Origin of the sequence: Nocardia neocaledoniensis, from assembly GCF_003182135.1 — a bacterium.
Classification (GTDB): domain Bacteria; phylum Actinomycetota; class Actinomycetes; order Mycobacteriales; family Mycobacteriaceae; genus Nocardia; species Nocardia neocaledoniensis.
Genome location: NZ_QGTL01000015.1, coordinates 100,288 through 119,508, shown reverse-complemented (window position 1 = coordinate 119,508; position 19,221 = coordinate 100,288). Strand labels below are relative to the sequence as shown.

Annotated in this window: 10 protein-coding genes; 5 read left to right on the top strand and 5 right to left on the bottom strand. The window is 71.0% G+C overall.

What is annotated here, in order from left to right:
* Positions 1-10: 10 nt before the first annotated feature.
* The 3 genes from DFR69_RS29780 to DFR69_RS29770 all read left to right on the top strand — a co-directional run bounded on the left by DFR69_RS29780 (position 11) and on the right by DFR69_RS29770 (position 3,917).
* Entirely contained in the window at positions 11-2,161 is a 2,151-nt protein-coding gene (locus DFR69_RS29780) for a catalase (protein ID WP_110040989.1), read from the top strand.
* A gap of 26 nt (positions 2,162-2,187) precedes the next feature.
* Positions 2,188-3,645, top strand: coding sequence for an aminotransferase class I/II-fold pyridoxal phosphate-dependent enzyme (locus DFR69_RS29775; RefSeq protein ID WP_110040988.1), 1,458 nt, complete (start codon positions 2,188-2,190; stop codon positions 3,643-3,645).
* A gap of 98 nt (positions 3,646-3,743) precedes the next feature.
* Complete coding sequence (locus DFR69_RS29770; protein WP_110040987.1) at positions 3,744-3,917, top strand: CsbD family protein; 174 nt, start codon at positions 3,744-3,746, stop codon at positions 3,915-3,917.
* A 59-nt stretch (positions 3,918-3,976) separates the two neighbouring features.
* Here DFR69_RS29770 and DFR69_RS29765 read toward each other — a convergent pair whose 3' ends face one another.
* The 4 genes from DFR69_RS29765 to DFR69_RS29750 are packed head-to-tail and all read right to left on the bottom strand — an operon-like array spanning position 3,977 to position 13,889.
* Complete coding sequence (locus DFR69_RS29765) at positions 3,977-5,371, bottom strand: MFS transporter (protein WP_110040986.1); 1,395 nt, start codon at positions 5,369-5,371, stop codon at positions 3,977-3,979.
* The gene (locus DFR69_RS29760; RefSeq protein ID WP_110040985.1) at positions 5,368-6,066 is read right to left on the bottom strand and encodes a DUF3108 domain-containing protein; all 699 of its coding nucleotides are present in this window, start codon (positions 6,064-6,066) and stop codon (positions 5,368-5,370) included. The genes DFR69_RS29765 and DFR69_RS29760 overlap by 4 nt, the downstream gene beginning before the upstream one ends.
* Entirely contained in the window at positions 6,066-7,475 is a 1,410-nt protein-coding gene (locus tag DFR69_RS29755; RefSeq protein WP_110040984.1) for a condensation domain-containing protein, read from the bottom strand. Before DFR69_RS29755 ends, DFR69_RS29760 begins: the two co-directional genes overlap by 1 nt.
* A gap of 21 nt (positions 7,476-7,496) precedes the next feature.
* Positions 7,497-13,889, bottom strand: coding sequence for a type I polyketide synthase (locus DFR69_RS29750; RefSeq protein WP_110040983.1), 6,393 nt, complete (start codon positions 13,887-13,889; stop codon positions 7,497-7,499).
* 303 nt (positions 13,890-14,192) lie between these two features.
* Between DFR69_RS29750 and DFR69_RS29745 the strand changes: the two genes are divergently transcribed.
* Complete coding sequence (locus tag DFR69_RS29745) at positions 14,193-16,388, top strand: MMPL family transporter (protein WP_110040982.1); 2,196 nt, start codon at positions 14,193-14,195, stop codon at positions 16,386-16,388.
* The gene (locus DFR69_RS29740; protein ID WP_110040981.1) at positions 16,385-17,953 is read left to right on the top strand and encodes a glycosyltransferase family 39 protein; all 1,569 of its coding nucleotides are present in this window, start codon (positions 16,385-16,387) and stop codon (positions 17,951-17,953) included. The genes DFR69_RS29745 and DFR69_RS29740 overlap by 4 nt, the downstream gene beginning before the upstream one ends.
* Here DFR69_RS29740 and DFR69_RS29735 read toward each other — a convergent pair.
* Entirely contained in the window at positions 17,943-19,010 is a 1,068-nt protein-coding gene (locus tag DFR69_RS29735; RefSeq protein WP_110040980.1) for an alpha/beta hydrolase, read from the bottom strand. The genes DFR69_RS29740 and DFR69_RS29735 overlap by 11 nt on opposite strands.
* Between the last annotated feature and the right edge of the window lie 211 nt (positions 19,011-19,221).

Sequence of the window (19,221 nt, the reverse complement as noted above, 5' to 3'; positions counted from 1 at the left end):
GGGAGAACACATGAGCGACAGCGACATCCCTCCCGAATACACCCGTCCGCCGACTCCGCCCGACGAGGATCCCGACCGGCCGTGCGAGCAGGCCGGTCCAGCCCCGGATCAGGAGGGGCCGGAGCTGCGCGGTCCGACCGGCGCCCCGATTCCCGGCGACGCGAGCGTGCGCGCGCAACAGGGCCCCGCGCTGACCACCGCACAGGGACTCGGCGTGGCCGACACCGATCACGCGCTCAAGGCGGGCCCCCGCGGTCCGGTCCTGTTGCAGGACATCCATTTACGCGAGAAGATCACCCACTTCGATCACGAACGGATTCCGGAGCGGGTGGTGCACGCGCGCGGAGTGGGCGCGCACGGCGTGTTCGTGGCGAACGGCGCCGCCGCGGAACTGACCAGGGCGAAATTCCTCGGCGCCGACGTGCGGACGCCGGTGTTCGTCCGGTTCTCGACGGTGCTCGGCTCGCGCGGGTCGGCCGATACGGTGCGTGACACCCGTGGTTTCGCGACGAAGTTCTACACCGACGAGGGCGTCTACGATCTGGTCGGCAACAACATCCCGGTCTTCTTCATCCAGGAGGCGATCAAGTTCCCGGATGTGATCCACGCGGGAAAACCGCACCCGGACAGGGAGATTCCGCAGGCGCAGTCGGCGCACGACACGTTCTGGGATTTCGTGACCCTGCATTCGGAGGCGACCGCGCACACCTTCTGGAACATGTCCGACCGGGCGCTGCCGCGCTCGCTGCGGATGATGGAGGGATTCGGGGTGCACACCTTCCGGCTCGTCGCCGCCGACGGCACGACGAGTCTGGTGAAATTCCATTGGAAGCCCCGCCTCGGCGTGCATTCGATGCTGTGGGAGGAAACGCAGCTGACCGCCGGATTCGATCCGGATTTCCATCGTCGCGACCTCGCCGACAGCATCGAGGCCGGATACACCCCGGAATGGGATCTCGGGGTCCAGGTGTTCCCGGATACGCCGGAGCACGTCTTCGAGGGTATCGATCTGCTGGATCCCACGAAGATCGTGCCGGAGGAGATCGCGCCGGTGCGGGTGATCGGAACCATGCGCCTCACCGCCAATCCGGTGAACTTCTTCGCCGAGACCGAGCAGGTGGCGTTCTGCCCGAGCCATCTGGTGCCGGGCATCGAGGTGACCGATGATCCGCTGTTGCAGGGCAGGCTGTTCTCCTATCTCGACACCCAGATCAGCAGGCTGGGCGGGCCCAATTTCGCTCAGCTGCCGATCAACACCCCGCACACCGCGATCAACGACATGTTCCGCGACGGCATGCACCAGAGCGCGGTACATCCGGGAATCGCGCCGTACAAACCGAATTCGCTGGGCGGCGGCTGCCCGTACGCGGCGAGTTTCGCCGATCAGGCCTATGAGGAAACACCGACGCCCATCCCGCCGCCCGCCGCCACGCTGCGCACCTCGGCCGACAGCGCCGAGGCCGAGGTCTCCTTCGCCGATCACTTCTCGCAGCCGCGGATGTTCTATCGCAGCCTCACCGCCGGGGAGCGGCAGCATCTGGCCGACGCGTTCGCGTTCGAGCTCGGCAAGTGTTCGGAGCAGGCGATCCGGGCGCGCGGCGTGCAGATGCTGGCGAATGTCGACGGGGATCTGGCCGGGTACGTCGCCGGGCAGCTCGGCCTCGACACTCCGGCGGCCACCGTCGAAACCCGCGAGCTGGCGCCGAGTCCCGCACTGTCGCAACGACACGGCGCCTTTCCGGTGGACGGCCGTACGGTCGCGGTGCTGGTGGACGACACCGCCACCGAGGCGGCGATCGCGGAGGTGCGCGAGGCCTTGACGGGGGCACGGGTCCGGCCGCTGCTGGTGGCCGCACGGGCCGGGACGATGGGCGCGGTGCCGGTGGACCGCACCTTCGCCACCATGCGCTCGATCGAGTTCGACGGGTTGGTGCTGCTCGGCGGGCCGGTCGACCCGCGCGTCGACGTGCTGATCGCCGAGATGTGGCGGCACGGCAAGGCGATCGCCGCGATCGGCACGGCCGCGTCGCTGCTGCATCGCAACGGCGTGGACCCGGACGCGCCGGGGGTGACGGTGGGCGACGCGGGCATCGCCACCGACCGCTTGCTCACCCATCTCGGCGAACATCGCGCCTGGGCGCGGATCGAACCCGCGTCCTGAGCGCCGGACACCAGGAGGTCGATCCCATGGATCACAGCAGAGCGCCGCTCGTCGCCGCCGTGGCGGAGTACCACGATCTCGGCCGCTACGGTTTCACCCCGCCCGGGCACCGGCAGGGCCGCGGGGTCGACGGGCGGGTGCTCGCGGCACTGGGCGCCGACGCGTTCGCCTCGGACATCCTCGCCGCGCCCGGGCTCGACGATCGGCTGGCCCGCGGTGAAGTGCTTTCCGAGGCAGAGGAACTCATGGCCGACGCGGTCGGCGCGGAGGCCGCGTTCTTCTCCACCTGCGGCAGTTCGCTGTCGGTGAAGGCGGCGATGCTCGCGGTGGCGGGCGGGAACGACGGCGGCCTGCTGGTCGCCAGGGACAGCCACAAGTCGATCGTGGCCGGGCTGATCTTCTCAGGGCTACGCCCCCGCTGGATCACCCCGCGCTGGGATGCCGAGCGGCACTTCTCCCATCCGCCGTCACCGGAGCAGGTGGAACAGGCGTGGCGCGAGCACCCCGACGCGGCGGGCGCGCTCATCGTGAGCCCGAGCCCGTACGGCACCTGCGCGGATCTGCGCGGCATCGCCGAGGTGTGTCACGCACGCGGCAAACCGCTCATCGTCGACGAGGCGTGGGGCGCGCATCTGCCGTTCCACCCCGACCTGCCCACCTGGGCGATGGATGTGGGCGCCGATGTCTGTGTGGTGAGCGTGCACAAGATGGGCATGGGGTTCGAGCAGGGATCGGTGTTCCACGTCCAGGGCGATCTGGTGGATCCGCAGCGGTTGCGCCGCTGCGCCGACCTGCTGATGACGACCAGCCCGAACGTGCTGATCTACACCGCGCTCGACGGATGGCGCAGGCAGATGGTCGAATTCGGGCACGATCTGCTCGGCGACGCGCTGGCACTGGCCAAGCGCGCCAGGGCCGATCTGGACGAGATCGGCGGCTGCGAGGTGATGCACGACGTCCTGCTGGGTGTAGAGGCCTCCCACGACCTGGACCTGCTGCAGGTGCTCGTCGACGTCTCCGGAACGGGCGCCACCGGCTACGACGCCGCCGACTGGCTGCGCGCGCACCGCAACATCGACCTCGGGCTCAGCGACCACCGGCGCGTGCTGGCGACCCTGTCCTGCGCCGACGACAACACGACCGTCGACGCGCTGGTGGACGGCCTGGCGCTGTGGCGGGCGGGACTGCGCGACCCGTCGCCGCCCGAGATCCGGCTGCCCGCGCCGGAGGACTTGCAGCTGGACACGGTGATGCTGCCGCGCGACGCGTTCTTCGCCCCCACCCAGGCAGTGCCCGCCGAGTCGGCGGCGGGCCGGATCGCCGCCGAGCAGCTCACCCCGTACCCGCCCGGGATCCCGGTGATCGTGCCGGGTGAACGCATCGACGCGGCCGTCGTGGAGTACCTGCGCACCGGGCTGGCGGCCGGGATGAACGTGCCCGACGCGAGCGATCCGACCCTGGAGACGATCCGGGTCGTCGCGTGAATCCTGTTTGCCCCCGGCGGGTCCGGGTAACGCCGTCGTGGGTCCCCCAGACGGCCCACGGTCACCACGTGACCGAGCAGCTGACGGGAAGGAATGCCATGAGCTTGGCGGACAAGGCGAAGAACAAGGCCGAGGAGCTCGCCGGTAAGGCCAAGGAAGCCGCCGGCAAGGCCACCGACGATCGCGACCTCGAGAACGAGGGCCGCGGCGAACAGGCCAAGTCGAACCTGAAGGACGCCGGCGAGAAGGTGAAGGACGCCTTCCGCGACTGACCGGCGCGCAGGGGCGGGCGGTGCTGTACCGCCCGCCCCGCGGCGTGTCCGGGGCCGGGTCAGGGCCCCTGCGGCTCCGGGAGGGACAGGGTGGCCAGCGCGATGACCAGGGCGATCGCGGCGACCGCGGCCATCATGGTGATGCTGCCGGTGAGGGTGTGGGAGCGGAAGAAGAGGGTGGTCAGGACGGTGAGGCCGACGGCGTTGCCGATCTGTTCGACGGTGGGCAGCACACCGGAGGCTTCGGCCATGTGGTCGGGGGTGAGTCCGGAGAGCATGATCGGCTGGAGCTGGATGCCGAAGACGCCGACGCCGACGCCGGACAGGAAGACCGGGCCCGCCGTGAGCAGCGCGCTCATCGCACCGGAGGTCAGGGACAGGTAGACCGCTCCGGCCGCGAGACACCCGCCGTAGAGCGCCATTCCGGCCGCGAGGGCCCGAATACCCCAGCGCCGCACCAGGATCAGTGAGGCGAGCGCGCCGGTTCCCGCGCCGAGGGCGAACAGCGTCATCACCAGGCCGGTTACCAGCGGCGTGTAGCCGAGCACGTCCTGCATGGTGACGGAGGCGGCGAAGACGAAGGCCGTGAACAGGCCGAAGAAGGCGCCGACGAGGACCGACCCGAGCCGGAACCGCCGGTCGGTGAACAGGTCGAGCCGGATCAGCGGATCGGTGCGCCGCCGCTGGTGGACAACGAAAACCGCGGTCAGCGCGAGCCCGGCGCCGATCAGCACGATCAGCCCGAATCGCCAGCCGTGCTGCTGGATCTCGGCGAGGGCGTAGATGAGCGCGAACAGTCCGGCCGCCGAGAGCACGGCGCCGCCGAGGTCGAGTTTCCTGCTGCCGCCGGAGCGGCCGACGTGCAGGAAGCGCCATGCCAGGGCGAACGCGAACATCCCGATGGGCAGGTTGATCAGGAAGACCGAGCGCCACCCCCACCCGCCGAGATCCAGGGTGAGCAGCACGCCGCCGACGATCGGCCCGAGCATCCCGGCGAAGCCCGCGACGCCGCCGTAGAGCGCGAACACCAGCGGATGACGCTCGCGCGGAAACCCGGCGGTGAGAATGGCGATCGTCTGCGCCGCCATCCCTGCGCCTGCCGCGCCCTGCACGACCCGGGCGAGCACGAGTTCGGTGGCGTCACCGGCGATTCCGCACCACAGCGACGCCGCCGTGAACGCGGCGACCGAGGCCAGGAACATCGTCCGCCGCCCCACCATCGCGCCGATCCTGGCGGCGGTGAGCAGGGTGCAGGCGAAGGCCAGCGAGTAGCCGGAGACGACCAGCAGCTGCGCCGAGCGCGACGCGCCGAGATCCGCCGTGAGCTCCGGGAGCGCGGTGTTGACGATCGTCACGTCGATCATCTGCATGAACACCGCGATCAGGCAGGCCGCGAACGCCAGCCACGCCGCGTACTCCGCGCGCACCTGCGCCCGCACGGTCGCGATGCTCATGCGCTGAGCTCCATGACCGCGCGCGGGGCGCTCAGCGACAGCTGGGTGGGAAAACTCATCCGCACGAGCCGATGCGGAGCCTCCTGCTCGAAATGCGCGACGAACGGCGGCAGGACGCTGCCGATCACCTTGTCCAGCAGGGAGTTCACCTGCGCGAATCCCGGCCGCATCCGCACCTGCCAGCAGGGCACGCTGCCGGCCGGGACCTCGACGGTGCTCTTCTTCTCCACGCGCGCGAGCAACGGCCAGTGCACCGAGAACGCCAGCCACACGCTCACCGTCTCCACCAGGCCCTCGGTGAAGTCGAGGCCGCGCAGCAGCGTCAGGCCACCGGCGATCGGCATCACGTTCAGCGGGAACGGCGCGGGCAGACCGCCGAACTGGAGGTGCACGGTGTCGACGAAGTTCGCCTCCTCACGCGAGACCACGGTCGGCCCGCACCGCGTTTCCGCGCGGTACTGTTCGGCCCGCAAGCGGCCGCCGATCCGGCCGAAGCGCTGTTCGATGGTCATGGCCAGGTCGGTGTCGCTCAACGCGCGCCCGTGCGGGCGGGTGTCGAGCGTGGTGCGGTAGCCGCCCTTCTCACGGGTGACCAGGTGGGTCATCTCGAATCCCGGTGCCTCGCCGAGGAGTCCGACGGTGTAGACCGACTTCTCGCCGTCGGGGATGAACGGATCACGGAACGCGGTCTGCACTACTGGTCCTCCTGGTCGGGTGTGGCGGCGATGGCCAGGAACATCGCTCGCACGGCGGCGAGATAGCGCTCCACCGAGTCGTGCGCGACGGCGGTGTCGGGGAAGATGACGCTCAGCGACGTCCCGCTCGGCAGCCGGTTGATCCAGATCAGCGCCTCCTCCGACGCGGCCCGGTTCGCGTACACCCCGGCGCCGATCTCGTCGAAGAATTCGTGGCCGACGAAGTCGCGGGCGTCGATGAACGAGATCATCGGGGTCACCCAGCCGGGCTCGGCCTTGATCTCCGAGTCGGCCGGGAGCAGGTCGAGCACCCGGTGGAAAGACGTGGGCGCCAACAGGAGACCGTTCTCGTAGGCGCGCTGGGCGAGGCCGAGCACCCGCGTGGCGGGCGTGCGCGGGCCGAGGGGGAAGGCCACCGGCACCAACGTGACGTACCAGCCCACGGAGGCGTTCTCGGCCGCCGAGGTGCGCGTGCTGATGGGCGTCATGCCGAAGTAGTAGTCGGCGCCGGTGAGTTCGCGTTCGGCCAGCGCGGCCGCGGCGAAGGCGCCGCCGACGAACTCCGCGCCGTGTGCCCGGCAGACCGACTCGAACCGTTCGCCCGCCTCGGGGTCGAGCAAGGTGATGCTGCGGTGGGCGCTGCGGTGGTAGCCGTCGGAGCTCTTGCCGAGGTCGAGCGGGAACGCGGGGAGCCTGTTGTCGTTGCCGCGCACCAGTTCCAGCCACTTGCGTACGCCCGGGGACGTGAGGGTCAGCCGGTCGCTGTGCGCGCGCTCGGCGACGCAGTAGTCCAGATAGCTCGCTGCGGGCGCGGGCGGCTCGGCCTCCGCCCACAGCTGCGCCGCGTACAGCTGGGCGAAGTCGGCGGCCGAGAGGTACTGGCCGAGCCCGTCGGTGTGCAGGTGGTCGACGGCGAGGTAGACGGTGGTCGTCTCGCCGTGCTCGATGGCGCCGAAGGTGAAGCAGTCCCAGTCGAACGGGCCCGGCGTGGTCTTCTCGACGTGGGTGCGGATCGCCGCGGGGTCGTCGATGTGGCCGTAGTCGATCGGCTGGAAGTCGACGGCCTCGGCCGGGACGAGGTGGCGGCGCACCGTGCCGCCGGCGTCGATGTCGAACCAGGTGCGGAAGGTGTCGTGGCGCAACAGGAACGCGTTGATGACCCTGGTCATCGCGTCGCGATCCAGCTCGGCCGTGGGCAGCCGGGCGGTGACCAGGCACAGTCCGGAGAACCGGAAGTCCGCCCCGGCGTGCCGGTCGGCCAGGCGCAGGTACTGCTCCTGCTGCAGCGAGGGCGGCGCCGGGTGGACCGGCGCCGTCGCCGCGAGCCGGGTGGATTCCGGGGTGGCGAACCAGGTCACCAATCTGCCTGGCGCAGGCTCCCATTCGTCGATGAGTCCGAAGTCGACCACAGTGCTCGCCTTTCCGCGTCGTCAGTGGGCCGCGACCAGCGGCTGCTCGCGCGGCGGGGCATCGGCCGCGTCGCCGTGCCGCTCGGTTTCCGGAAGGGGCTGGGCGGCCACCGGTTCGGACGCGAGCACCAGCTCGGCCACCTTCGGGCCCGCCTGCTCGAGGCTGAAGGAGCGGCCCATCTGCAGCGACATGAGGTCGATGCCGAGGGTCTTGGTGACGCGGGCGCCCAGTTCCACCGCCATGAGCGAGTCGAGACCGAGTTCGGGAACGGGGATGGTCATGTCGATGGACTCGACGGGAACCCCCATCACCACGGCCAGTTCCTCGGCCATCTTGCGGGCGATGTGCGGGCCCCGCCGGGCCTCCTCCATGGCGGCCAGTTCCGCGCGCAGCCTGGCCAGTTCGGAGGTGTCCTTGGCGGAGGCCTTGGCCAGGTCGATGGTGCGGCCGGTGCGCGTCAGCTGGGGGAAGGTGCCGGTCAGCTTGGCCCAGTCGGTGGGGATGATCGCCGCGCGGGTCGCGCCCAGGCGCAGGGTCTGTTCCAGGTAGGCCGTGGCATCGGACATGTCGATCGGTCCGAAACCCACCAGGTCCAGGTACTTCTCGGCGGTCTCGTCGGCGGCCATGCCCCCGGTCGCGCCGGACAGGTGCCCCCAGCCGACGCACAGCGCCCGCTCCCCCGCCCTGCTCCACTGTTCGGCCAGCGCCTCCACGGCGACATTGGCCGCGCAGTAGTTGTACTGGCCGTAGATGCCGTACATCGACCCGCCCGAGGAGCACAGCACGAACATGTCCAGGGTGATCCCGGCGTCGGCGACGGCCTGGTGCACGATCCGCGCGCCGTGCACCTTGGGCCGGTACACCCGGTCGAGTTCGTCGAACGACATGGCGCCGATGCGGTTGTCGGCCACGGCGCCCGCGGCGTGGAAGACACCGCGCAACGGGCGCTGCGGGTCGTTGGCCCTGGCGATCACGCCGGCCACGGCCGCGGCGTCGGTGACGTCGGCGAGTTCCTCGACCACCTCCACGCCCACGGTGCGCCAGGCCTCGAGCTGCCGACGGGCCTCCTCGGTCCTGGCGCCGCCGCGCCCCACCAGGACCAGCCGCCGCGCGCCGCGCAGGGCCAGCCAGCGGCCGATCGCCATCCCGAAACCGCCGAAGCCACCGGTGACGAGATAGGTGGCGGCACCGTCGATCTCGACGTCGGGCAGCGCGGGCCGCACGGCCGGCTCGGGGGTGTCGATCCGCAGGGCGATGCGCGCCAGCCGCGAGGAACGCAGGGTCTCCTCGAAGGCCTTGCTCACCTCCTCGGTGTCGAACATCTGGTACGGCAGCGGGGTGTAGGTGCCCTCGGTGACCTTCTCGAACACCCGCTCGAGCAGCCGCGCGAGGCGTTGCGGCCGCACCGCGACCAGGCGGTCCAGATCCATCGAGTAGTAGGCCAGGTTCTTGTCGAAGTTGGCCAGTTCCAGCAGGCCGCCGGTGTAGATGTCGGCCTTGCCGACCTCGACGATGCGGCCGAATTCCGCGGCGGCGTGGAAGTTCTGGCGCAGGACCTCCCCCGGCGCGCTGCTGATGATCACGTCGGCGCCGACGCCGTCGGTCAGCGCGAGCACGTCGTCGACGAAATTGAGCGACCGCGAGTGCACCACATGATCGGCGCCCATGGCCAGCACGTGCGCCCGGCGCTCCGCGCTGCCCGCGGCCCCGATGATGCGCGCGCCGTGCGCCTTGGCGACCTGGATCGCAGCCGTGCCGACCCCGCCCGCGGCGCCGTGGATGAGCACGGTCTCCCCCGGTTGCAGCCGGGCCAGGTCGAGCAGCGCGTACTCGGCGGTCCCGAAGGCGATGGTGCTGGTGCAGTGCCCGGGGTCGGTGCCGGGCGGCAGGCTGACGACGAGCTGTCGATCGACCACGGCGTAGCGCCGCATCATGCCCTTCGCGGCGACGGCGACGAGGTCACCGACCGCGACATCGTCGACCCCGGCACCGACCCGCACGACCGTGCCGACGCCTTCCATGCCGGGCACCGTGCCGAAGTAGGTCGGCGCGAGTTCCCGTTCGCCGAGCAGTCCGATGATCTTGAGCGGGTCCTTGTAGTTCAGGCCGATGACCTGCATCCGCACCTCGACCTCGCCCGGTCCCGGCGCCGTCCGCGGGCACTGCCGCCAGGCCAGTTGCGACAGCAACCGGGTGCGCGGGGTGTCGAGAGTGAAGTTGGCCTCGGGGTCGGTCAGCGGTTCGGCGGTGTCGAGCTGTTCGAGTCGCTCGGCGAGCGGCTTGGTGACCACCGGCGCCCAGCGCTTGCCGTCGCGCAGCACCACCTCGTCGCAGTGGTCGTGGGAGAAGGCGCCCGGCACCGCGAGTTCGGCGACGACATCGGCGAGCGGGGTGGTGGGGTCGGTGTCGACGAGGCGCCAGCGCAGCGCGGTCTGTTCGTTGAGCAGCACCCGCCGCGCGCCGGCCAGCGCCGCCTGGCGCGAGTCGGGCGCCTCGGCGCTGTCCGGCAGGACGCAGGCCCGCTCGGTCACCAGGGTGACGTGCGCGGCGCCGTCGCCGAAGACCGATTGCGGCGCACCGCCTTCCACGGGCGGGTTGGCGAATTCGTCGATGGTCACCGCGATCCGTTTCAGCGCCCACAGGAACGCGAGGTCGTCGGTCACCTCGCCGGCCACCACGCACACGTGCAGCCGTTCCTCGCCGCGGCGCGCGTCGCGCAGGCGGGTGAGCAGGCCCTGTTCGAGCGCGGGGTCGGCCGGATGCGCGACGTAGACCTGCGCCGTCGGCAGGGCGGTCGCCAGGTCGACGGTCAGGCGGCTCTCGCCGAGTTCCACGATGAGCAGCGCGGCCTGGCCCGCGTCGGCGAGCGCGGCCGGGTCGATCGGCTCGCGTTCCACCATGGTCTCGGTGTAGTAGAAGTCGGCCATGCGGTGCAGCGGATCGTCGCCGGGCTTGAGCGCGCCGATCTGGAGACCGGTGAGCCGGGCGACGAGATTTCGCTCGGCGTCGAGCAGATCCACGTCCGCGCGCAGGCGGGCCTTCGGGTCGCGGCGCGCGATCACGGTGACGGTCTCGGGCAGGGCGGCGAGCAGGCGCACGGCGGCGACGCCGACCGGCACCATCACGCCCTCGTTGATCCGCTCGTCGGCGAAGAGCATGGCGGCACACTGCATCGCGGCGTCGACGACGGCGGGGTGGGCGAGGTGGCCCGAGTCCGCGGCGATGGCGCCGTCGACCGTCGCGACCACCACATCCTTGCCGACCCGCACGGAGGTGACCCGCCGGAACGACGGCCCGTACTGCAGCCCCGCCGCCGCGAGGCCGGTGTAGAACATGGCCGGGTCGACGTCGACGCCGACCTCGATGTCCGGGACCTCCACCGGGATCTGCTCGTGACTGCCCGTGAGGGTGCGCCCGGAGGCGTGCACGGTCCACGCGGTGCCGGTGGCGCTGCGCGACCTGATCAGGAACCGGCCGCTGGCCTCCTCCACGCTCATCGCCACCAGCGGCACATCGGGCGCGCCCATGATCAGCGGGGCGACGAACCGCACCTGTTCCAGCGCGACCTGGGTGGTGCCGATGCGCGACGCCGTCGCGCTGAGCGCCGCGTCCAGATACGCCGCGCCCGGCATGATCTTCACCCCGTTGACGACATGGTCGGACAGCCATGGCAGCAGCTCGGTGCCGACCTGCAGCAGCCATTCCGGCCTGCCCTCCACGTCGGGGTCACCGAGCATGGCGTAGCCGCCGGGTGTGCCGAGCCGGGCCTGTTCGAACAGCGGCAGCGCGTTGTGCAGGCGGGTCCGTTGCCACGGATAGCGTGGCAGCGGCAGGTGCGGGGTCGCCTGCCGGTCGGCGGGGAACAGCCGTGCGAGATCGAGCACGCCGGCCGCGTGCAGGCCGATCAGGGTGCGGCGCATGCTCGCCGCGTCGGGCTGTTCGCGGTCCAGTGTGGCGACGGTCGTGCCCTGGACGTCGGCGTCGAGCAGCGCCTCGCGGATGTTGCCCGACAGGACCGGATGCGGACCGACCTCGAGGAAGATCCGGCTGCCCGCCGCGACGAGGCGGCTGATCGCGTCGAAGAAGCGCACAGGCTGACGGACATTCGCCCACCAGTAGCCGGCGTCCCAGACCTGCTCGGTGACCTGCTCGCCGGTCACCGTCGAGTACAGCGGCACCGTCGGCGGCCGCGGGGTGAGATCGGCGAGCGCGGCGCGCAACGCGTCTTCGATCGGGCCCATCAGCCGACTGTGATATGGCACCTCGACCCGCAGGCGGCGGGCGAAAACACCGTCCTCGGTGAGCTTTTCGGCGATCTCGTCCAGCCGATCGACGTCGCCGGACAGCGTCACCGCGCCGGGGCTGTTGATCGCGGCGATGTCCACCCGCGCGTCGTCGGCGACCAGGTCGCGCGCCTGGTCGCGGGTCAACCCGACCGCGAGCATGCCGCCGGTCCCGGCGGTGGTGGCCTGCAGCCGGGCGCGGTGGCAGGCCACGCGGACCGCGTCGCGCAGCGACAGCATGCCGCTCACATAGGCCGCCGTCACCTCGCCGACACTGTGGCCGACGATGGCGGCGGGCGTGATGCCCAGCGCGGCGAGCTCACGCACCAGCCCCACCTGGACCAGGAAGTTCGCCCGCTGCGCCACCTCGGTCCGGGTGACCCGTGACTCGGCCTCGGGGCGCCGCAGCTCCTCGATGATCGACCACCCCGCGACCGCGCGGAACTCCGCGTCGACCTCCTCGGCCGCGGTCGCGAACGCGCCGCCCGCGTCCAGCAGTTCGCGGCCCATCCGCCAGTGCTGCGGGCCCATGCCCGAGAACACGAACACCGGTTCCGCCGCGGCGGAGACGATCACGCGCGAGGCGTCGCGTCCCTCGCCCGCCGCGTACTTGCGCAGCTCCCCCACCAGGTCGGGGGTGTTCGCGCCGAGCAGCATGCCGGTACGGAACGGATGGTGGGCCATCCGCGTCCACGCCGCCTCGGCCAGATGATCGGGATCGGCGCCTGCGGCGAGCAGATCGGCGAACCGGCCCGCCAGTGCGCGCACCGCGGCGGTGCTGCGCGCGGACAGGGGCAGGATCCCCAGGTGATCGCCGGTCCGCGCGGCCTCGGGGGTAGCGCTGTATTCGGTCAGGATGGCGTGCGCGTTGGTGCCGCCGTAGCCGAACCCGTTGACCGCCACCGACATCGGGCCCGCGTCGGGCGGCAGTGGCTGGGCCTCGGTCTGTACGTGCAGGCCGAGTTCGTCGAACGGGATGTCCGGATTGGGGGTGTCGAGCCAGCCCTGCGGCGGCAGTGTGCGATGGCTGATCGCCAGCGCCGCCTTGATCACGCTGGCGACGCCGGCCGCGGCCTCGGTATGGCCCAGGGTGGCCTTCACCGAGCCCACCCCGACCGTGCCCGTCCGCCCCGAGGCGGCGCCGAAAACCCGCCCGAGCGCGCGCAATTCGACGGGATCGCCGACCAGGGTGCCGGTGCCGTGCGCCTCGAGATAGGTGATCTCCTCGGCCGCCAGTCCCGAGCGCGCGCAGACCGCCCGGGCGAGCGCCTCCTGAGAGTCGACATTGGGCACGGTGATCGCGGTGGTGCGGCCGTCCTGATTCGACCCGGTGGCCTTGACGACGGCGTAGATCCGGTCGCCGTCGCGGACCGCGTCGTCGAGCTTCTTCAGCACCACCATGCCCGCGCCCTCGCCGCGGCCGTAGCCGTCGGCACTCGCGTCGAAGGATTTGCAGCGCCCGTCGGTGGCGAGGAAGCCGCCCTTGCACATCAGGACGAAGGTCTCCGGCTGCAGCATCACATTCACGCCGCCGGCGAGGGCGACGCGGCAGTCGTCGTTGGCCAGCGCCTGACAGGCCAGGTGGAACGCGACCAGCGACGACGAGCACGCGGTGTCGACGGTGATCGCGGGCCCGACCAGGTTGAGCGCGTAGGCGATCCGGTTCGACAGCATGGTGTAGGAGGCGCTGGCCGGGGTGTGCATGTCGGTGTGGAACAGGGCGGGGCCGACCACGCCGATCACGGACTGATCGACCACGAACCCGCCGACGTACACGCCGACCTGGCTGCCTGCCGCGCGGCCCGCGATCCCGGCGTCGTCGAGCGCTTCCCAGGTGACCTCGAGCATGAGGCGCTGCTGCGGATCGAGGACAGTGGCCTCGCGCGGGGAGATACCGAAGAAATCGGGGTCGAATTCCCACGGGTCGGTGGTCATGAAGGCGCCGCGCTTGGTGTACATGCGTCCGGGGGTGCGCGGTTCGGGATCGTAGTAACGGCGGAAGTCCCAGCGGTCCGCCGGAATGTCGACGACCCCGTCCCGCTTGTCGACGACGAAATCCCAGAATGTCTCCGGCGAATCGATGCCGCCCGCGAACCGACATCCGATGCCAACAATCGCAATATCCGACACGCAATTTCCTCCCGGCGCCACAGCCACATTCCGCGCGGTCTCCCGCTGTCGACCGCTGTGCCAAACGTAGGAGCACACCGCGACGGCGTCGGCCCGAACTCCGACGTCTGGAAACTCCGACGAGCCCCGGCGCGAAGTGTTGTGAAGGTGCCCAATCGGGTCGCCGCGACCGCGAAAGGTAAGGATCACAACGGAATCCGCGCACCGTTGTGACCGGCCGGAACCTTGCGTTTTCCCGGTCGTCGCCCGCGGAACTCCTGACATGTTCGACCCGACCAACCAGCGAGAAGGCGGGAGGCGAGCGTGTTCGCCGAGTTGACACAGTGGGCCGATTTCGTGGTGCGCCGGCGCTACCTGGTGATCGTGGTGATGGTGACCGGATTACTCGCCCTCGGTTCCTACGGCCTCGGTCTCGGCGGCGCGGTGAGTTCGAGCGGCTGGGACGATCCGTCCTCGGAATCGGTGCGCGCGGCGCAATTACGGGACCGGGCATTCGGGCGTGATCACAGTGGCGACGTGATTCTGCTGTTCCACGCCCCGGAAGGCGCGACGGTCGACGATGCCGCGTTCGCGGCGAATATCGTGTCGCATTTGAACAGCCTGCCGGTGCGATTCCCGGACGAGATCGATCGGATCAACGGCGCGTATTGGCCCACCGACACCGGGCTGGCCATGCCCGAGGTCTTCGGCACGCCGGATCGCCGCCACGCCTTCGCCTCGGTCGCCGTCAGCGGCACCGACGCCACCACCCAGATGCGCCACTTCCGTGAGATCGCCGACGCGCTGCGCCTGCCCGGGGTGGACATGGAGATCGCGGGTGGGCAGCCGGTCGCCGGCGCGCTGAACGACACCATGGCCCAGGATCAGCGGCGGGTGGAGCTGTTCGCCATCCCCGCGGTGGCGCTGCTGCTGTTCTTCCTGTTCGGCGGCGTGGTCGCGGCGGCGCTGCCGCTGATCGTCGGCGGGCTCACCATGCTCGGCGCGTGGGGTCTGCTGCGGCTGCTCACGACCGTGGTCGAGGTGAATTCGTTCGTGTCGCCGGTGGTGTCGATGATCGGGCTCGGCCTGGCCATCGACTACGGGCTGTTCGTGCTGAGCCGGTTCCGGGAGGAACTGGCCGCGGGCCGCGAGGTCGACGACGCGGTGCGCCGGGCGATGGCGACCGCGGGACGCACGGTGCTGTTCTCGGCGACCGTCGTCGCGGTGGCGGCCGCCGGGATCCTGGTGTTCCCGCAGGGGTTCCTGCGGTCGTTCGCCTACGGCGCGATCATCACCCTCACGCTGGCGGCGCTGACCTCGATCACCGTGCTGCCCGCCCTGCTCGCGGTGCTGGGCCGCCGGGTGGACCGGTTCGGCGTGGACTGGTTCCGGCGCGTCGCCGCCCCGGCGGCGGCGCGCGACAACCGCTGGGGACGGCTGTCGGGCGCGGTGATGAAAAGGCCACTGGCCGTGGCGCTTCCGGTGTGTCTGGGGCTGCTGCTGCTCATCCTGCCGGTGCAGCACCTGGCGTTCGGGTCCATCAGCGAGCGGTTCCTGCCGCCGGAACATCCGAACCGCGTCGCGCAGGAGCATTTCGACGAGTTGTTCCCGCTGCGCCAGATCGATCCGATCGATCTGGTCGTCGTCACCTTCGACCCCGCCGCCGCCGACCGCGTGCTGGCCGCGGCCAATCACGCACCGGGCCTGGCCGCGCCGTTCCCCGCGATGATGCAGTCGCCGTTCCAGCCGCAGGTGCTCACCTCCCAGACCGTGCTGGCCTCGGCGCGCGATGTCGAGGCGACCGTCGGCTATCTGCGGTCGATGCCCGTGCCCAGCGGCACGACCCTGCTGGTCGGTGGGCAGCCCGCGGTGGAGAAGGACAGCATCGACGCGCTCGTGCGCAGGCTGCCGCTGATGATCACCCTGGTGTTCCTGGCCACCACGGCACTGCTGGCCTTGACCTTCGGCTCACTGGTGCTGCCGCTCAAGGCCGCCGCGCTCAACCTGCTCGGACTCGGCGCGACGCTGGGCGTGCTCACCTGGGTGTTCGTCGAGGGACACGGCGCCGGCCTCATCGGGTTCACCCCACAACCGATCATGTCGCTGATCCTGGTGATGATCGTGTCGGTGATCTACGGGCTGTCCACCGATTACGAGGTGTTCCTGCTCTCGCGCATCGTGGAAGCGCGCGCGGCGGGCGCGAGCACGACCGAGGCGGTGCGGGCCGGGGTGGCCCAGACCGGGCGCATCATCAGCGCGGCGGCGTTGATCCTGCTGGTCGTCACGGGAGCGTTCGCGTTCTCGGACCTGCTGATGATGCAGTACATCGCGTTCGGGCTGGTGACGGCGCTGCTCATCGACGCGACCGTCCTGCGGGTGGTGCTGGTCCCGGCGACCATGCGGCTGCTCGGGGACGCCTGCTGGTGGGCACCGTCCTGGCTGCCACGCGCGCGACGCCGCGCCGCCCCGGTCGCTGACCCCTTGTCCCGCAAGGGATCCGAGTCGCGGAGGACCTCATGACCTTCCGCTCCGACCTGCCCGAAGTGCGCGCGGTCCCCGTGCCCGTCCTGCCGTCGTTCGCGTGGCGGGAGGTGAGCGCGGTCGCCGGGGTCGCGGGGGCGCTGTTCCTCGCGCGCCTGGACCGCTACCAGATCGGCGGGGACGAACTGTATTTCGTCGCCGCGGGGCACCGGCCCTCGGCCGGCTACGCCGACCAGGGACCGCTGGTGCCGCTGCTGGCCGGGCTCGCCGATCTGCTCGCCCCGGGATCGGTGGTCGCGCTGCGGCTGCCCGCGCTGGCGTGCACGGTGCTGGCCATCGTGCTCAGCGCCGTCCTGGCCAGGGAGTTCGGCGGTGGGCGATGGCCGCAGACGATCGCCGCGCTCGCCTACGCGACGACCCCGATGGCGGTGATGCAGTCGGCGATGCTGAGCACCTTCGCCCTCGACATCACCCTGACCGCGGCGGTGGTGTGGCTGCTGATCCGCTGGGTGCGCACGCGCCAGGACGTCCTGCTGTTCGCGGCGGGCGCGGTGGCGGCCGTCGACTTCCAGGTGAAGTGGCTGATCCCGATCGTGTGGGCGGGGTTGACGTTCGGTGTGCTGCTGTTCGGTCCGCGCTCCATGCTGCGGGCGCCCCTGTGGTGGGCCGGGTCCGGAGTGCTCGCCGTGTCGGCGGTGCCGATGCTGCTGTGGCAGCACCGCAACGGCTGGCCGCAGCTGCCGATGGGCGCGGTCGTGCGCGAGGAGCAGCTGGCCACGGCCGGGCTGCTCGCCATGCCGTGGACGATGATCCAGGTGACCGGCGCGCTGGGCTTGCTGCTGCTGGCCGGCATGTGGGGTGGCCTGCGTTCGCCGCGGTTCCGGCCGTATCACTTCCTGATCCCGATGATCGCGATCGGGCTCGGCGGGGTGGTGCTGGGTGGACTGCGCCCCTACTTCGTGGCCGGGGCCTTTCCCGGGCTGTTCGCCGCCGGCGCCGTGTATCTCACCGAACCAGGGATGACCCGGCGGCTGCGGATCCTCGGCGGCTCGCTGTTCGCGGTGGCGACGGCGATCTGCCTCGCCCTGGTCCTCGCCCTGCCGTTCCCGCAGTCCCGGCTCACCACGCCGACCGAGCGCTACTCGCAGATCCACACGCGCAGTGTGTATTTCGGACCGAGCGGGTGGCAGGAGCTGGTGTCGACCGTCGACGCCGTCCGGCGCCGGCTGCCGCCGGAGACCCGCGCCGGCACGGTCATCGTGACCCAGAACTATTGGCAGGCGGCGGCACTCGAGTACTTCGGCACCGAGCTCGACCTGCCCGCGGTGTTCAGCCCGAACCGCGGGTACGGCTACTTCGGCGCGCCGCCCGACAGCGCGACGACGGTGCTCTACCTCGGCGTCGACGGCCCGGACATCGGACTGGACAACGGGTTCGGTGAGACGACGCCGCTCGCCCGGGTCGACGACGAACTCGGCTTCCCCGGCGTGAACCGGGGTGTGGGGGTGTGGTTGTGCCGGGAACCCGTCGCACCGTGGTCGGCGCGGTGGCCCGGCCTGCGGACCCTGCCGCTGGTCGACGGGACGGTGCGGGTCACCGGTTGAGCGCGGCCTCGAGCATCGGCCACGACCGGTGCAGGTCCTGTTCCCAGTAGCCCCAGGAGTGGGTCCCGCTGGGGCGCAGGTCGAAGGTCGCCGGAATCTCCAGCTCCCGCAGCCGGTCCCGCAATTGCACGGCGCACAGGTTGGCCACCGCGTCCAGGACGCCGCCGATGAGCAGCTGATCGGCCAGTTTCACCGGATTGTGCTGGATGCCCGGCCCGTCGAGGGTGTCCAGGGAGCCCGGCCAGCCGTTGCCCGTCGCCACGTAGACCGCGGTCCCCCGCAGTTCGGCGGCGCGCAGGTACGGATCGTTGGCGGCCCAGCGCGGATCGGTGGGCGCCCCCCACATGTTGAGCGGATTGCCCTGCCGCCCGATCACTACCGCGTCGACCAGCGCCTGCCCGGCGGGATCGCTGGTGCGCACGCAGCCGCTGTAGGCGGCCACCGCGCGGAAGGCGCCCGGCGCCTCGATGGCCAGCTGGAAGACCGCGGCGCTGGCCATCGACAGCCCGGCGACCGCGTTGGCGCCGGTGCCGTGGAAAGCCGAATCGATCACCGGCGGCAGCTCTTCGGTGAGAAAGGTGGTCCAGCGGTGCCTGCCGAGGCGCGGGTCGTCGGCGAGCCAGTCGGTGTAGAAGCTGGCGCCGCCACCGACCGGCATCACCACGGTGACCTGCTCGTCGGCGAGGAACTCCTCGACATCGGTCTTGGTGAGCCAGTTGCTGCCGTCGGTGTAGCGACCGGTGTCCGTGCCGCCGTCGACGCCGTTGAGCAGGTACAGCACCGGCGCGGGCCGCGAACTGTCCACCGCCGGAAGCACTTCCACGTCGATGGCGCGCCCCATCGCCTGCGAGTGCACGGTGATGTCGACCAGGCGGCCGAGTCCTTGGCGCGCGGTGACCAGGCGCGACCCGTTGTCGGCGGGCCGGGCGGTGGCCATGGCGCGCACCGGGATCGGCGCGTCGACCGGAACCGCGGGCGCCGCCGCGGCGACCCCGCCGCAGAAGCCGAGGACCGCGACGACGGCCAGCACGGCCGCGCGCGGGAGATCGATAGCCATGTCCGGGAAGGTAGGTCGGAACCGCGCTGGTCGCGGCGGGACCCGGCGAGTCTGGGCACCTTCCCATGACCGCCGGAACGCGGCTGGTTCCTGCCACAACCACCCGCGGCCGAAAAGTGAGTATCGGCTTCCAAAAGAGCCGCCGCGCGTTCACCCGCTCCCGGGAACGAGGTTGTTCACGCAGGTAGAAGGGTTGATTTCACCGTCTTCA

What these genes read in the sequence shown, in the direction of transcription:
- DFR69_RS29780 (WP_110040989.1), top strand. Translation starts at nt 11, where the DNA reads ATGAGCGACAGCGACATCCCTCCCGAATACACCCGTCCGCCGACTCCG.
- DFR69_RS29775 (WP_110040988.1), top strand. Translation starts at nt 2,188, where the DNA reads ATGGATCACAGCAGAGCGCCGCTCGTCGCCGCCGTGGCGGAGTACCAC.
- DFR69_RS29770 (WP_110040987.1), top strand. Translation starts at nt 3,744, where the DNA reads ATGAGCTTGGCGGACAAGGCGAAGAACAAGGCCGAGGAGCTCGCCGGT.
- DFR69_RS29765 (WP_110040986.1), bottom strand. Translation starts at nt 5,371, where the DNA reads ATGAGCATCGCGACCGTGCGGGCGCAGGTGCGCGCGGAGTACGCGGCG.
- DFR69_RS29740 (WP_110040981.1), top strand. Translation starts at nt 16,385, where the DNA reads ATGACCTTCCGCTCCGACCTGCCCGAAGTGCGCGCGGTCCCCGTGCCC.
- DFR69_RS29735 (WP_110040980.1), bottom strand. Translation starts at nt 19,010, where the DNA reads ATGGCTATCGATCTCCCGCGCGCGGCCGTGCTGGCCGTCGTCGCGGTC.